The sequence below is a fragment of the Rhodanobacter sp. B2A1Ga4 genome (assembly GCF_018101315.1).
GTDB classification, from domain to species: Bacteria; Pseudomonadota; Gammaproteobacteria; order Xanthomonadales; family Rhodanobacteraceae; genus Rhodanobacter; species Rhodanobacter thiooxydans_A.
Map to the genome: position 1 here is coordinate 220,910 of NZ_JADBJR010000003.1, position 14,766 is coordinate 235,675.

General features: G+C 70.6%; 12 protein-coding genes. 2 read left to right on the forward strand and 10 right to left on the reverse strand.

The genetic code is table 11. The annotated features are described in order from the left end of the window. Positions 1–134 precede the first annotated feature (134 nt). Positions 135–1,568: a M20/M25/M40 family metallo-hydrolase gene (locus IMW82_RS11875; protein ID WP_211004594.1), complete on the forward strand. Its 1,434-nt coding sequence runs from the start codon at positions 135–137 to the stop codon at positions 1,566–1,568. A gap of 141 nt (positions 1,569–1,709) precedes the next feature. Here IMW82_RS11875 and IMW82_RS11880 read toward each other — a convergent pair whose 3' ends face one another. The 4 genes from IMW82_RS11880 to IMW82_RS11895 all read right to left on the reverse strand — a co-directional run bounded on the left by IMW82_RS11880 (position 1,710) and on the right by IMW82_RS11895 (position 7,036). Next, positions 1,710–2,093, reverse strand: a complete 384-nt coding sequence (locus tag IMW82_RS11880; protein WP_211004595.1) for a hypothetical protein — start codon at positions 2,091–2,093, stop codon at positions 1,710–1,712. A 58-nt stretch (positions 2,094–2,151) separates the two neighbouring features. Beyond that, a complete protein-coding gene (locus tag IMW82_RS11885) occupies positions 2,152–5,244 on the reverse strand; it encodes an efflux RND transporter permease subunit (RefSeq protein ID WP_211004596.1) in 3,093 nt (1,030 codons plus the stop codon). Positions 5,245–5,248: 4 nt separating this feature from the next. Beyond that, positions 5,249–6,361, reverse strand: a complete 1,113-nt coding sequence (locus IMW82_RS11890) for an efflux RND transporter periplasmic adaptor subunit (RefSeq protein WP_211004759.1) — start codon at positions 6,359–6,361, stop codon at positions 5,249–5,251. A 222-nt stretch (positions 6,362–6,583) separates the two neighbouring features. Next, positions 6,584–7,036, reverse strand: coding sequence for a MarR family transcriptional regulator (locus IMW82_RS11895; protein ID WP_108471959.1), 453 nt, complete (start codon positions 7,034–7,036; stop codon positions 6,584–6,586). A 60-nt stretch (positions 7,037–7,096) separates the two neighbouring features. Here IMW82_RS11895 and IMW82_RS11900 point away from each other — a divergent pair, with 60 nt between their 5' ends. Further along, positions 7,097–7,618 carry an O-acetyl-ADP-ribose deacetylase gene (locus tag IMW82_RS11900; protein ID WP_211004597.1) on the forward strand — a complete coding sequence of 174 codons (522 nt, stop codon included), beginning with the start codon at positions 7,097–7,099 and terminating at the stop codon, positions 7,616–7,618. 51 nt (positions 7,619–7,669) lie between these two features. On the opposite strand, the gene IMW82_RS11905 is transcribed toward IMW82_RS11900, so the two are convergent. The 6 genes from IMW82_RS11905 to IMW82_RS11930 are packed head-to-tail and all read right to left on the reverse strand — an operon-like array spanning position 7,670 to position 14,662. Beyond that, entirely contained in the window at positions 7,670–9,328 is a 1,659-nt protein-coding gene (locus IMW82_RS11905; RefSeq protein ID WP_211004760.1) for a BatD family protein, read from the reverse strand. Positions 9,329–9,360: 32 nt separating this feature from the next. Continuing rightward, entirely contained in the window at positions 9,361–11,244 is a 1,884-nt protein-coding gene (locus IMW82_RS11910; protein ID WP_211004598.1) for a tetratricopeptide repeat protein, read from the reverse strand. After that, positions 11,241–12,227, reverse strand: a complete 987-nt coding sequence (locus IMW82_RS11915) for a VWA domain-containing protein (protein WP_211004599.1) — start codon at positions 12,225–12,227, stop codon at positions 11,241–11,243. Before IMW82_RS11915 ends, IMW82_RS11910 begins: the two co-directional genes overlap by 4 nt. Continuing rightward, positions 12,220–12,738 carry a DUF4381 domain-containing protein gene (locus IMW82_RS11920; RefSeq protein ID WP_108471963.1) on the reverse strand — a complete coding sequence of 173 codons (519 nt, stop codon included), beginning with the start codon at positions 12,736–12,738 and terminating at the stop codon, positions 12,220–12,222. Before IMW82_RS11920 ends, IMW82_RS11915 begins: the two co-directional genes overlap by 8 nt. Next, complete coding sequence (locus IMW82_RS11925) at positions 12,735–13,670, reverse strand: DUF58 domain-containing protein (RefSeq protein ID WP_211004600.1); 936 nt, start codon at positions 13,668–13,670, stop codon at positions 12,735–12,737. The genes IMW82_RS11920 and IMW82_RS11925 overlap by 4 nt, the downstream gene beginning before the upstream one ends. Further along, complete coding sequence (locus IMW82_RS11930; protein WP_108471965.1) at positions 13,667–14,662, reverse strand: MoxR family ATPase; 996 nt, start codon at positions 14,660–14,662, stop codon at positions 13,667–13,669. Before IMW82_RS11930 ends, IMW82_RS11925 begins: the two co-directional genes overlap by 4 nt. Positions 14,663–14,766 lie beyond the last annotated feature (104 nt).

The following is a 14,766-nucleotide window of genomic DNA, read 5'->3' on the forward strand; positions in this document are numbered from 1 at the left end:
CGAACGGCGATTACCGGCTTCGCAGGGCATGCAATGCCCGCCCTGCGAAGCCGCACTCCGCTACCCATGACTTCTGGCCTAAGCGGCAACCGGCAGCCACGCCATAATCGGGGTTTCCCACGCGGAGTCCCCCGATGCGCCGTCTTCCCCTCACCCTGCTCGCCGCCGGCCTGCTGGCCAGCGGCATCGCCAGCGCCGCCACCACCACGATTCCCGCCGCGGCCGTAAAGACGGCCGAACAGCTGCGCGACCAGGCGCTGCACGACGACACCGCGTACAAGGTCACCGCCTCGCTGACCACCGAGGTCGGCGCGCGCCTGGCCGGCAGCGAGGCCGATCGGCGCGCGGTCGACTGGGCCGTGGCCAAGTTCAAGGAGCTCGGCTACGACAAGGTCTACACCGAGCCGGTGACCTATCCGCTGTGGGTGCGCCGCAGCGAGCACGCCGCGATCGTGGCGCCGTTCCCGCAGCCGCTGACGCTGACCGCGCTGGGTTATTCGGCCGGCACGCCGAAAGGTGGGCTGAGCGCCGAGGTAGTGAAGTTCGACACGCTGGATGCGCTGAAGGCAGCCGACCCGGCCAGCATCAAGGGCCGGATCGTCTACATCGACTACCGCATGCGGCGCGCGAAGGACGGCCACGGCTACGGCATGGGTTCGGCCGTGCGCACGATGGGTGCGGTGATTGCCGCGGAAAAGGGCGCCGCCGCCTACCTGCTGCGCTCGGCCGGCACTGACGCGCACGAGCGCGCGCCGCACACCGGTGTCACCGGCTTCCGCGACCCGGCCAAGGCGATCCCCGCCGCCGCGCTGGCCAACCCCGACGCCGACCAGCTCACCCGCGTGCTCGCCTACGGCAAGCCGGTCACGCTGAAGCTCGACCTCGACTGCGGCATCACCGGCGAGTACACCGGTGCCAACGTGATCGGCGAGATCACCGGCCGCAAGTATCCGAAGCAAGTGGTCGCCATCGGCGGCCACCTCGACTCGTGGGACCTGGGCACCGGCGCGATCGACGACGGCGCCGGCGTGGCCATCGCGATGGCCGCCGGCAAGCTGATCCGCGACCTGCCGCAGCGACCGGACCGCACGATCCGGGTGATCGCCTTCGCCAACGAGGAAATGGGCCTGTGGGGCGGCCGCGCCTACGCCGACAAGCACGGCGCCGAGGTGGCGAAGTTCCAGCTCGGCACCGAGTCCGATTTCGGCGCCGGCCCGATCTGGCGCATGAGCGCCAGCGTGAAGCCCGCGGCGCGCGACGCGATCGGCCAGATCGCCAAGGTGCTGGCGCCGGTCGGCGTGGCCTACGACGCCACGCGCCCCGGTGGCGGTGGTTCGGACCTGTCGCAGATGCACGCCAAAGGCATGGCCGCGCTGTCGCTGACCCAGGACGGCACCAGGTACTTCGACTGGCACCACACCCCGAACGACACGCTGGACAAGATCGACCCGAAGGAACTGGCGCAGAACGTGGCGGTGTACGCAGCGTTCTCCTACATGGCCGCCCAGGCCAGCGGCGACTTCGGCTCCGCACCCGGTGCGTTCGCCAAGGACGGCGCCGGCGAGTAAACAGCTGTGCTCCCTCCCCTGCTCGCAGGGGAGGGTTGGGGAGGGGTCGCTCTTCGCCGCAAGATCGAGAGCACCCCCTCACCCGAAGGACTCCCTCCGGTCGCCAACCTCCCCCTGCCATGCAGGGGGAGGAGCCCGACGCTATTTCGCGTAGTACGCCCCCGAGGCCACCAGCGGCTCGGGCACGCAGAACGTCTTCGACATCACCGTGATCGCGATCGGTACCAGCACTTCCTTCTCCACGCCACCTGCCTCGGCGCACGAGGTGCCCGGCGGCAGCTGGTAGTGGATGATGCGCACGGTGTATTGCGGGCAGACGTCCGAACAGGGGTGCTCGGCCATCACCGGCACGCCGTGGTAGCGGCCCACCTCGAACGTGGTGTGCATCAGCGCGGCCTTGTCCCACGGCTTGCCGGCCCAGGCCTGCAACGCGGCGGCGTCCATCGACGCGGAGGTGCCGGCATGGACACAGGCGGCCACGCTGGCGGCGGCGAATACGGTGGCGATCGTGCCCAGGCTGCGCATGGCCGCTCCCTCGATGACGGAGCGGCCAGCCTAGTCGCGGGCGGCCGGACGCCGCAAGCTAGCGCGCCGGCGACGTCCGGCCCGTGCGCCGGAAACGCTGCTGCAGCTGGTCCATCCACAGGTAGATCACCGGCGTCAGGTACAACGTGAGCACCTGCGAGAACAGCAGGCCGCCGACCACCGCCAGGCCCAGCGAGCGACGCACCTCGGCGCCCGCGCCGATGCCCAGCGCAATCGGCAGGGTGCCGGCCATCGCCGCCATGGTGGTCATCATGATCGGGCGGAAGCGCACGCGGCAGGCATCGGCGATTGCCTGCGCCGGCGCCATGCCTTCCTCGCGCTGCCGCTCCAGCGCGAAGTCGATCAGCATGATCGCGTTCTTCTTGACGATGCCGATCAGCATCACGATGCCGACGAAGGCGAACAGGTCCAGCGAGGCGTGGAAGATCACCAGGGTCAGCAGCGCGCCGACCGCGGCCGCCGGCAGGCCGGACAGGATGGTCAGTGGATGGATGAAGCTCTCGTACAGGATGCCCAGCACCAGGTAGATCACGAACACCGCCAGCAGCAACAGCATGCCCATGCCCTGCAGGGATTGCTGGAACGCCTGCGCGGTGCCCTGCACGCTGCCGCTGATGGTGGCCGGCAGACCCAGCTTGCCCAGCGCGCCGTCGATGCTGGCCACCGCGTCGCTGAGCGACACGCCGGGCGCCAGGTTGAACGACACCGTCACCGCCGGCAGCTGGCCCTGGTGGTTCACCGTCAGCGCCTGAGGCTCGCGGGCGAAACTCGCCACCGCGCTCAGCGGCACCAGGCTGCCGCGGTTCGAGGTGACGTACAGCTGCGACAGCACCGCCGGGTCGTCCTGCAGCCTGCGCTCGACCTGCAGGATCACCCAGTACTGGGTGGACGAACCGTAGATGGTGGAAACCTGGTTCTCGCCGAAGCCGATGCCGAGCGCGGTCTGCACCTGCGCCATGGTCAACCCCAGCGGCGCCAGCTTGGCGCGGTCGACCTTGACCACGATCGACGGGCTGTTGAGATCCAGGTCGTTGGTGACGTCCTCGAAACCCGGCAGCGCGGCAAACGCGCGGGTCACCTTGCCGCTCCACTCGTACAGCTGATCGAGGTTCACCGACTGCAGCGTGTACTGGTACTGCGCCTTGGATTGCCGCCCGCCGATCTGGATCGCCGGCGCGTTCTGGATGTAGCTGCGGATGCCAGCCACCGTCGCCAGCTTCGGCCGCAATTCCTGGATGATGCCGTCCGGACCAAGCTTGCGCTGGTGCGCCGGCTTCAGCAGCAGCAGGATCGAACCGTTGTTGATCGTGCTGCGCGCGCCGCCCGCGCCCACGGTGGACATGTAGCCGGCGATGTTCGGATCCTTCGCCACGATGTCGACCAGTTGCTGCTGGCGCGCCAGCATGCCCTCGAACGACACGTCCTCCGGTCCTTCCGTGTTGATGCGCAACTGGCCGCTGTCGCCAGCCGGGATGAAATCCTTCGGCGCGACATAGAACAGCAGCGCGGTGGCCAGCAGGCTCACGCCGAAACCGGCCAGCACCAGCCGCGGGCGCTCCATGCACCAGCGCAGGCTGTCCGCGTAACCACGCTGCACCGCGCTGAAGCCGCGGTCGAAGCCGGCAATCAGCCAGTTTTTCCTGTCATGGTCGTGCGCCTTGACGAAGCGGCTGCACAGCATCGGCGTCAGCGTGATCGCGACGATGCCGGAAATCAGGATCGCCACGCTGATCACCACTGCGAACTCGTGGAACAGCCGGCCCACGATGCCGCCCATGAACATCACCGGGATGAACACCGCGATCAGCGACAGCGTCATCGAGAAGATGGTGAAGCCGACCTCGCCGGCGCCCTGCAGCGCCGCCTCGTACGGCGGCACGCCCGCCTCCATGTGGCGCACGATGTTCTCCAGCATCACGATCGCGTCGTCCACCACGAAGCCGACCGCCAGGGTCAGCGCCAGCAGCGAGAGATTGTCCAGGCTGTAACCCAGCGCGTACATCACGCCGAACGTGCCCAGCACCGAGATCGGCAGCGCCACCGCCGGAATCAGCGTGGCCGACAGGTTGCCGAGGAACAGGTAGATCACGAACACCACCAGCGCACCGGCCAGCAGCAGGGTGAACTGCACGTCGTCGACCGAGTCGCGGATCGACTGCGAGCGGTCGTACAGCGTGTCCAGCGTGATCGACGGCGGCAACCCGGCGCGAAAGCTTGGCAGCACCGCCTTGATCCGGTCCACCGTGGCCACCGTGTTCGCGCCCGGCTGGCGCTGGATCGCCAGCACGATCGCCTGCTTGCCGTTGTACGAGCTGACGCGCTGGTCGTCCTGCACGCTGTCGCGCGCCGTGCCGATGTCGCCCACGTGCACCGGCGCGCCGTTGCGGTACGCCACCACCACGTCGTTGTAGGCGGCCGCGCGCAACAGCTGGCCGTCGCTGCGGATCGGCAGCTGCTGGCGCTTGCCGTACAGCGAGCCGGTGGACTGGTTGACGTTGGCGTCGGCGATCGCGTTCTGCACCTGGTCGATGCCGATGCCGGCCGCCGCCAGCCGGTCCGGGTCCACGCTGATCCGCACCGCGTATTTCTGCGAGCCGTACACGTTCACCTGCGCCACGCCGTCGATCATCGACAACTGCTGCGCCAGCTCGGTCTCGGCGTACTCGTCGACCTGGGTCAGCGGCATCGTCGACGAGCTCATCGCCAGGTACAGGATCGCCGCGTCGGCCGGGTTGACCTTGCGGAAGGTGGGCGGCGTGGTCATTTCCTTCGGCAGCTGGCGCAGCGCCGAGGAGATCGCCGCCTGCACGTCCTGCGCCGCCGCGTCGATGTTGCGGTCCAGCTCGAAGCTCAGCGTGATCGAGGTGGAGCCCAGCGCGCTGGTCGAGCTCATCGAGCTGATCCCGGCGATGGTCGACAGCCGGCCTTCCAGCGGCGTGGCCACCGCCGACGCCATCGTCTCCGGCGAGGCGCCCGGGAGATTCGCGCTGATGCTGATGGTGGGGAAGTCGACGTTCGGCAACTCGTTCACCGGCAGCTGCGGATAGGCGACGATGCCGAACACCAGCAGCGCCGTCATCAACAGCGTGGTCATCACCGGGCGGCGGATGCAGAGCTCGGGGATGTTCATCGGCTCAGCCCCGCTTGACGGTGGCGGCACTACCGTCGACCAGCAGCATCTGGCCTTCGGTCACCACCTGTTCGCCGGCTTTCAGGCCCTTGTCGATGACGGTGCGCCCGGCGCTGGTCGGGCCGGGGGTGACGTAGCGCTGCTGCACCTTGCCGTCGGCAGCGAGCACGAACACGAAGCTGCCGCTGCTGGAACTCTGCAGCGCATGCACCGGCACGCTGACCACGCCGGCCAGGCGCGTGGTGGGCAGGCTCACCTGCACGAACTGGCCGGGCGTGAGCCGGTGTTCGGCGTTGTCGAAGCGTGCCTTCAGCACGATGGTGCCAGTGGTGGCGTCGACCGCGTTGTCGATGAATTCCAGCGTGCCGGCCAGCGGCGTGCCGTGGTCGCCGGAGACGGTCACCTGCACGACGATCGCACCGCTGGCCTGCGCGGCGCGCACGGCGGGCAGGCTGTCCTCGGGGATGTTGAACGCCACGCGCACCGGCTCGACCTGGTTGAGCACCACGATGTCGGTGCTGTCGGCGCTGATCTGCGCGCCGGGCCACACCAGCGGCGCGCCGGCGATGCCGTCGAACGGGGCGCGGATGCTGGCGTAGTCGAGCTGGGTTTGCGCCAGTTCCTGCGTGGCGCGGTCGCTCTGCAAGGTGGCGCGGGCCACCGCCAGGTTGGCCTGGTACAGGTCGTAGTCCGCCTTCGAGACGAAACCCCTGGCCAGCATGTCGGCATAGCGCCGCTGGTCGGCCTGCGCCTTCTGCAACAGCGCCTGGTCGCGCGCCACGCTGCCGCGCGCCTGGTCCAGCTGCGCCTGCAACAACCGCGGGTCGATCTGCGCCAGTACGCTGCCCTTGCGCACCAGCGCACCGGGCGTGAACGACAGCGACTGCAGCTGGCCGGAGACCCGCGCGCGCAGGCTCACCGTCGACCACGCCTCGACCCGGCCGACCAGCTTCAACGACAGTTCGACGTCGCCCCGGATGGCGCTGGCCACCTCCACCGGCACCGCCGCCGGCGTCCTGACGGCCTTGCTGCTGTCGCCGGCGCCGCGCCGAAAGTGCATGGCAAGCGCGATCGCCAGCAGGACGGCCACCACAAGGACGATTTTTTTCCAGGACATGCGCGGGGACTTCTCGATCTTCGCGCCACGCGCGGTGGCGATGGCGGGGTTCTTGCGCGGTCGGGGAACCGCAGGGCCGGTGACCATGCACCAAGCTCGTTACAACGTGTGTGACGGCGTCAGGTTGACCCCCGCAAGACACGCCAGGCGTCCACTATGCCGCGGATTCCGCGGTGCACGACCCCAACCTATGGCACTGGCCAGTGCCGCCGCAGGCGCGCATCAGGGCGTGCCGTCACCCTGCTCCAGCGCCAGCAGGTTGTCCTTGATCCGACCGATCACCGCCAGTGCCTGCTGCAGCTCGTCGTGGTCGATGCCACGGGTGGCATCCTTGCGCAGCTCGCGCGCGATGATCTCCATGTCGCCCACGATCACCCGCGCCTGCTCGGTGACGTACAGCCGCCAGGCGCGCCGGTCCTTCGGGTCCGGCCGGCGCTCGACGAAGCCGGCAGCCTGCAGGCGGTCGATCACCCGGCCCACCGCGATCGGCTCCATTTCCAGGAACTCGGCCAACTCGGTTTGCCGCAGGCCTTCGCGGTGGTACAACACCTTGGTTGCACGCCATTGCGCACGGGTCAATCCGAATTTCACCGCGCGCCGGTCGAAGTGCTTGCGGAACAGCAAGGTCACGTCGCTGAGCAGGTAGCCGAAGGAAAGGTCTTCCGTTTTCGCCATGATCCGTTGCCGCTCCGCCGCGCCAATGCCTGCCCGAAGCATAAGGTAAGCCGCCGATCCATGCCCATCGAAGTCATTCATGCCGACATCACCCGCCTGGCGCCGGACGCCATCGTCAACGCAGCCAACCCCGGCCTGCTCGGCGGCGGTGGCGTGGACGGCGCGATCCACCGCGCCGCCGGGCCAGCGCTGCTCAAGGCCTGCCGCGCGCTGCCCGAAACCGTCCCCGGCGTACGTTGCCCCACCGGCGAGGCGCGCATCACGCCCGGCTTCGGGCTGCCCGCGCGCTGGGTGATCCACACGGTCGGCCCGGTCTGGCACGGCGGCGACGAGGGCGAAGCGGAATTGCTGGCGCGTTGCCACCGCAATGCGCTGCACCTGCTGCGCGAACGGGCGCTGCGCACGATCGCGTTTCCGGCGATCAGCTGCGGCATCTACGGCTACCCCGCCGCGCAGGCCGCCGCGGTGGCGGTGGCCACATTGCGCGACGCGCTGGCTGCTGCGGACGACGACATCGAGGTGACGCTGTGCTGCTTCAGCGACGCCATGCGCGCGGTGTTTCAGCAGGCGCTGGCGCCGTAGGCGGACACCGCCCCGATCAGGCGCGGCAGTGCCCCCCCTCAGCACTAGCCGCTAGTGCAGCTTGAACGGATACAGCGGCGGCAACCCGGAGTCCTCGCTGGCTGCCGCGGCACGCCAGGCAAAGCCGCGCTTGAACGCCTCGGCCAGGTTCGTGCCGGCGTCCGGCGCCGGCGCGCCGGCGTAACGACGCTGCTGCAGCGCGTCGATGGCGGCGCGTTGCGCGGCATCGTCGAGCGCTGCGGCCAGCTCGCCCAGATGCTGGATCGCCGGCCGCTCCGCCCGCGCCCAGGCCAGCAGGCTGTGTACCTGCGCGGCCGGGTCGCCACCGCGTGCCGCGGCGAGGAAGGCCAGCTGGCTGTTGCGCGCCGAGGTGCGCGCTGCGGCCGGCGGTGTCGCCGACGGAACGCGGCGACGGCGCCGCCACAACCACCAGGTCAGCGCGCTGAGCAGCCACAGGCCGAGGCTGGCCAGCGCAATCCAGCGCCAGGGCGTGGATGCCGGCGCGGCGGCGAGGCCAGGTGATGCAGCCACCTCGTCATGCACCTGCGCCGTTGCGGCGGGTGCCGGCGTGGCCGCCGCACCGATCGCCGGCAGCACGCTGACGCTGTGCGCGGGGATCTGCGCCACTTCCATCTTGTCGGTCAGCACGTTCCACCACTTCAGCGTGGTGGCGGGAATGGTCAGCGTGCCGGCGCGTTCGGGCACGATCGCGAACGACTGCTGGCGCCGACCGATGATCCACTGGCCGTCCTGGCGGTTGCCGGTGACCGGCTTGTCCGGGTACACCGTGGCGCCGTCCAGCGGCGGCAGGCTCAGCGCCGGCAGCGCCTCGTACGACAGGCCGGTGGCTTCAAGGGTCATGGTCAGGTTCAGTGGCTGGCCGACCCGCGGCGACGCATCCCGCGCGGTGGGCCAGCCGTCCAGGCTCAGGCTCAGCTGGCGTGCCGGCAACCACGCGCTGCCGCCCCAGTCCGCCGGCGCCGGTTTCACCTCGATGGTCTGCGCGGGCGCGCTGGCGGTGACCGGCACGGTGGCGCCAAAAAAGCTGTTGGGGTCGCGCGGATCGGCGGCCTCGCCCTGGAAATCCACCGGCGGGATCTCGACCTGCCCGGCGTGCTGCGGAATCAGCGCGTAGCGTTGTTCCAGCACGTGGTAGGTGCGCCCGCCGCGCTCGGCGTCGTAGTTCAGGCCCTTGCCGAGCGCGCTGACCTCCACGCCGTCGACCTGCGGCGGTGACGGCGCGTCGCCGCCGATGCGGTTGGCGTAGTACAGGCGCACCACGTAGGTCAGTTGCTGGCCGACGTAGCCGTGCGCCGGCTCGACCTGCGATTCCATGAAGACGTCGCGCTGGGTGGCAGCGGCGGCGGCCGGGTCCGGCGCGGTCACGGTGAGCTGCAGCGGCGCGGTGCGGCCGCCGGCCACGCTCAGCGCGGGGATCTGCAGCACGCCGACGTGGCGCGGCCACAGCGCCACGCCGAAGGTCAGTTCCGAGCTGGCCTTGCCGTTGATGATGCTGAGGCTGCTGTTCTGCGAGGTGCCGAGCAGCTGGAAATCCTGGTTCAGCGCGCGCAGATCGGGTGCGACGACGCCGCCGGTGTCGCCCTGCACGCGCACGTTGAGCGTCACCGTCTCGCCCAGTTGCACGTGGTCGCGGTCCAGCGTGGCGGTCACCGCGGCCGCACTGGCCAGCGCCGGAATCGACGCCAGCATCAACAGGCAGCTGCACACGACATGTCGGAACTTCACGGCTGTTGATCCTCGCTCGGCGCGCCGCCGTGGCGCTGCTGGTATTCCAGTTCGAACTTGCGCCGCAGCAGCGCGCCGGGATCATCCGGCACGCGCTGCAGGGCGTGGCGCAGGTCGGCCGGCAACTTCGCCTGCGGGTCGTCCTTGGCCAGCGCGCCGAGCTGGTGCCCGGCCTTGCTGTCGCCCGGTTTCGCCAACGCGGCGTCCATCTGCTGCTTCAACGCCTGTCGCGCCTGTTCCGCTTGCGCCTTCTGCTCGGCCTGCTGCTGCGCGGTCTGCGGTTTGGGTTGACCGGCGACGCCCTGCTCGGACTTGCCCTGCTGCGATGCGTTGTTGCCGGACGGATCCTGCTGCGACTTGCCGTCCTGGCCCGGCTGGCCGGACGGCTCGGCGTTCTTCGATGTGGATGACTGATCCTTCGCATCCTGCTTGCCGCTCTTGCCCTGCTCGCCCGACGACGACTGGTTCTGCTTGCCGCCGTGGCCCTCGTGTTCCTTCTGGTCCGACGGCTGTTGTTGCTGCCGGCGCAGCCAGTCCTCGACCGCCTGGCGGTTCGCCTTCGCGTCGGCGTTGGCCGGGTCGAGCTTCAGCGCATGGTCGTAGGCTGCGAGCGCCTGCTGGTACTCGCCCTGCTTCGCCAGCGTGTTGCCCAGGTTGTACGCCGCGTCGCTGCCGGGCGCCTGCGGCAGCGCCTGCGCCGCGGCGGTGTAGTCGCCGGCGCGGTACGCCGCCGCACCACGCCAGGCCGGATCGCGCGCGAGCTGTTGCGCCCGTTTCGCGTCGCCCGCGTGCAAGGCTTGCGCGGCCTGCTGGTCGGGGCGCTGCCACAGGTCGCGCCAGCTCGTCGCCGCGGCCGTGCCCGGCCACAGCGGCAACACGACCAGCGGCAGCAACAGCAGCCAGCCGCGGCGGAACGCCAGCGCCACCAGCGGCAGCAAGGGCAACAGCAGCCAGGCGCCGCGATCCTGCCACTGATCGCCGACCTGCCCTTCCGCCAAGGTTGTTTTCGCGCTGCGCAGTTGCGCATGCAGCGCGTCGACGTCGCGCTGGTCCGCACTCATCGCCACGTAGCGACCACCGCCGGCCGCGGCCATCGCGGCAAGTGCCGCATCATCGCGGCGAGCCAGCAGCATGCCGCCCTGCGCATCGCGCAGGAAGCCGCCGTCGGGCAGCGGCACCGGCCCGCCCTGCGGCGTACCCACGCCCAGCACCGACACCCGTACCCCGGCCGCCTGCGCCTTGTGCGCGGCGGCCTCGGCCGCGGCATCAGCCTGGTCGGTGATCAGCACCAGCGAACCGCCGCCGGCCTTGCCGCCCCGGATCAGGGCCACGCCGCGCTCGATCGCCGCCGCCGCGTTGTCGCCATCCACCGGCATGGTGTCCGGCGCCATCGCCGCGAGCAGGTCGTCGAGGCTGTGCGCATCGGCGGTCAGCGGCGCCACCACGAAGGCCTCGCCGGCGTAGCCGATCAGCGCGTTCAGGCCGTCCTGGTTGGCGTGCAGCAGATCGCGCGCCTTGTAGCGCGCGCGATCGAGCCGGCTCGGCGTCACGTCGCGCGCCAGCATGCGCTGCGACAGCGAGATCGCCACCACCTGCGCCGCGCGGCTCGCATACAGCGGCTGCTCGACACGGCTCCAGGTCGGCCCGGCCAGGGCCAGCGCGCAGAGTGTCCAGCCCAGCGCGAACAGCCACAGCGGCAGGCTGCGATTGACGGCGCGCCCACGCAGCAGATGCGGCAGCAATTCGGCATCGACCAGCCGCGACAGTTCCACCTGCGCCACGTTGCGGCGCACGCCGAACCAGCCCAGCAGCGGCAACAGCAGCAGCGCGGCCAGCCACCACGGCCGCAGGAAATGGAATTGCTGCAGCAGTTCGCTCATACCGGCAACTCCCGTGAACGGGCGAAGCGGCGCGGCACGATCACCAGCAACAGCAGCGCCATCGCGGCCAGCAACGGCCAGCGGAATAGTTCATGCCGCGGCCGCAGGCTGGGGCCGTGCTGCGGCATCGGTTCCAGTGCGTCGATCGCGCGGTAGGCCTCGGCCAGCTCGCCGCTGTCGGTGGCGCGGAAGAAGCGCCCACCGGTCTCGTTGGCGATGTCGGTGAGCATGTCCGCATCCAGGTCGGCCGAAGGATTGACCAGCTGGCTGCCGAAGAAACCGGGGATGCGCATGCGCGTAGCGCCGATGCCGATGGTGTAGATGCGCACGCCGGCAGCTTTCGCCGCGCGTGCCGCGTCGCGCGGCGCGATGCTGCCGGCGTTGTTGACGCCGTCGGTGAGCAGCACCAGCACGCGCGCCTGCTCGGGCAGCGCGGCCAGCCGCTTCACCGCCACCGCGATGGCGTCGCCGATCGCCGTCTCGGTGCCGGCCAGCCCCACCGCCGCACCCTGCAGCTGCGCGCGCACCGCGCTGAGGTCGTAGGTCAGCGGCGTCACCAGGAAGGCCTGGCTGCCGAACAGGATCAGCCCCATCTCGTCGCCGCTGCGGCGGCTGATGAAGTCGCCGGCGATCGCCTCCACCGCGCCGAAGCGGCTGACGTCCTGACCGGCCAGCTGCATGTCGCCGGTGCGCATGCTGCCGGACAGGTCCACCGCCAGCATCAGGGCACGCCCGCTGCGCTGCTGCGCCTGCGGCGGCCCCACCCATTGCGGCCGCGCCGCCGCAGCCAGCAGGCACAGCCAGGCCAGCGCCAGCAACCACGGCGTGGCGCCGTGTGCGCGACTACCGGCGACCGTCGCCAGTCGCACCCCCGGCTGCGGCAGGTGCAGCGCCTGCCCCGGCGCGGCCGGGCGCAGCCAGCGCCGCAGCAGCCACGGCAGCGGCAGCAGCACGATCACCCAGGGCCAGGCGAACTCAGGCATCGACGCGCTCCGTCGCGGCCGGCTTCCACGCCGCGGGCTTCAGCGCCAGCTGCAGCCAGCGGCGCACGGCGGCGATCGCGGCCGCGTGATCGAACGCGGTCGGCGGCCGATAGATCTGTTGGTCCAGCGCCAGCAATCGTTCCAGCGTAGCGGCGTCGACCGGCACCCGCGCCAGCGTTCGCCGCCAGGCGTCGCCGCGTTGCTGCACCGCCAGCGCATCGTGCCGGCGCGCCACCCGGCGCAGCAGCTGGTGCAACTCACCCGCCAGCACTGCTGCATCGCCGTCGCGCTGGTGCTGCTGCGCCAGCCGATCGAGTTCCCGCAGCACCTGCCGGCGCTGATGCAGCGCGCGGCGGTAACGACGCCACCACCCGATGCCAGCCAGCAGCAATGCCAGCGCCAGTACGGCGAGTAGCCACCAGCCCGGTGCCGGCGGCCACCACGACGGCTCGGGCGGCAGGTGGATGTCGCGCAGCTGTGGACCGGGCGACGGCGCGGGCGGCAGCGTCATCGTGCCGACCTCCGTCCACCGAGCAGACCGCTGACTGCATCGAAGGCATCGGCGGCGGTGTCGATGCTGTTCCAGCGCAGGCCCAGCGCCTGCGCCAGCTCGCCCAGTCGAGCCGGACCGGCGCCCAGCGCGCGCTGGAAATCGTTGCGCTGACGTTCGGACTGCAACAGCACTTCGCAGCGTTCGCCGGCATGCTCCAGCGGATAGCGTCCCGGCGGGGCCGGCGCCCGTTCCAGCGCATCTGCCACCACCAGCACGCTGACCCCGGCATGGCGGCCCAGGTCGAGCAGGCGCTGCCGCGCCGGTGCATCGCAGCTGAAGCCGTCACTGACCAGCAGCACGCGACTGGCGCCGTGCAACACGCGGCTGGCGCGGGCCAGCGCCCCGGACAACGGCTCGACCCGTTCGGATACCGGCTGCGCGTCCCACTCGGCCAGCGCGCCGCACACCGCCAGCGCACCGCGCGGCCCGGCCTGCGGACGCAGCAGTTGTTCGGCGTGACCGAACGCCATCACGCCGACCCGCTCGCCGGCACGCACCGCGTACCATGCAGCGGCGGCGGCGGCACGCGCCGCCTGCACCGACTTGAAGCGCACCCGTGTACCGAAACGCATACTGGCATGGGTGTCGAGCAGGATCAGCAGGCAGCCTTCGCGGTCTTCCTGGAACAGCTTGGTGTGCAGCTTGCCGCTGCGCGCGGTGAGCCGCCAGTCGAGCCGTCGCACGTCGTCGCCCGCCTGGTAGACGCGCGACTCGGCGTAATCCATGCCACGGCCGTATAGACGGCTGGACTGCTGGCCACTGCGCGCGGCGCAGCTGAGCAGCGGCGCCAGGCGCACGCGACCGACCCGCGCGCGCAGCGCGATCAGTTCGGCCAGCGCGACCTGGCTGCGGCCGTCGCCGTCCGCATGGTGTGTCGCGACGGCGTTCACGGCAGCGGCACGAGATCCAGCAGGCGGTCGATCACCTGGTCCGGCCGCACGCCCTCGGCCTCCGCCTCGTAGCTGAGCAGCACGCGATGGCGCAGCACTTCGTGGGCGATCGCGTGCACGTCTTCCGGCAGCACGTAATCGCGACCGGCCAGCCACGCCTGCGCGCGCGCGCAGCGGTCCAGCGCGATGGTGGCGCGCGGGCTGCCACCCCAGGCGATCCAGCGCTTCAGCTCCGGCCCGTAGCGGCCGGCATCGCGGGTGGCCAGCACCAGCTGGGTCAGGTATGCCTCCAGCGCCGGCGCCATGTGCACCGCCATCGCCGCATCGCGCGCGGCGAATACGTCGGCCTGGCTGAGCAACGCCGGCGGCGCGGCAACCGGGTGGGCACGACGACTGGCCTGCTCGCGCGCCAGCTTGAGGATGGCCAGTTCGGCGACTGCATCGGGATAGCCGATCGTCACGTGCATCAGGAAACGGTCGAGCTGGGCTTCCGGCAGGGTGAACGTGCCTTCCTGCTCGATCGGGTTCTGCGTCGCCATCACCATGAACAGCTCGGGCAGCTGCCAGGTGCGGCGGCCGACGGTGATCTGCTGCTCGGCCATCGCCTCCAGCAGCGCGGACTGCACCTTGGCCGGCGCGCGGTTGATCTCGTCGGCCAGGACGATGTTGTGGAACAGCGGGCCGCGTTCGAACTCGAAGCTGCCGGATTGCGGGCGGAACACGTCGGTACCGGTGAGATCCGCCGGCAGCAGGTCGGGGGTGAACTGCACGCGGTGGAAGTCCGCCTCGATGCGCGCCGCCAGCGCTTTCACCGCCGTGGTCTTGGCCAGGCCCGGTGCGCCCTCGACCAGCAGGTGGCCATCCGCCAGCAAGGCCACCAGCAGGCAGTCGATCAGGTGCGGCTGGCCGATGATGCATTGCTGCAGGTCGTCGCGCAGTCGCGTGAATGACTGCTGCAGGCGGTTTGGCGGCGTGGTTTCAGGCATGTCCATGGGCGGGTTCCGTTCTTGACGTGACAGCAGCGCGACCCGGGCGCTGCGGCACCGGTTGGCGTGCTACAGACCATCAGCTAGCCAGGAAGTTTAACCGGCCATCG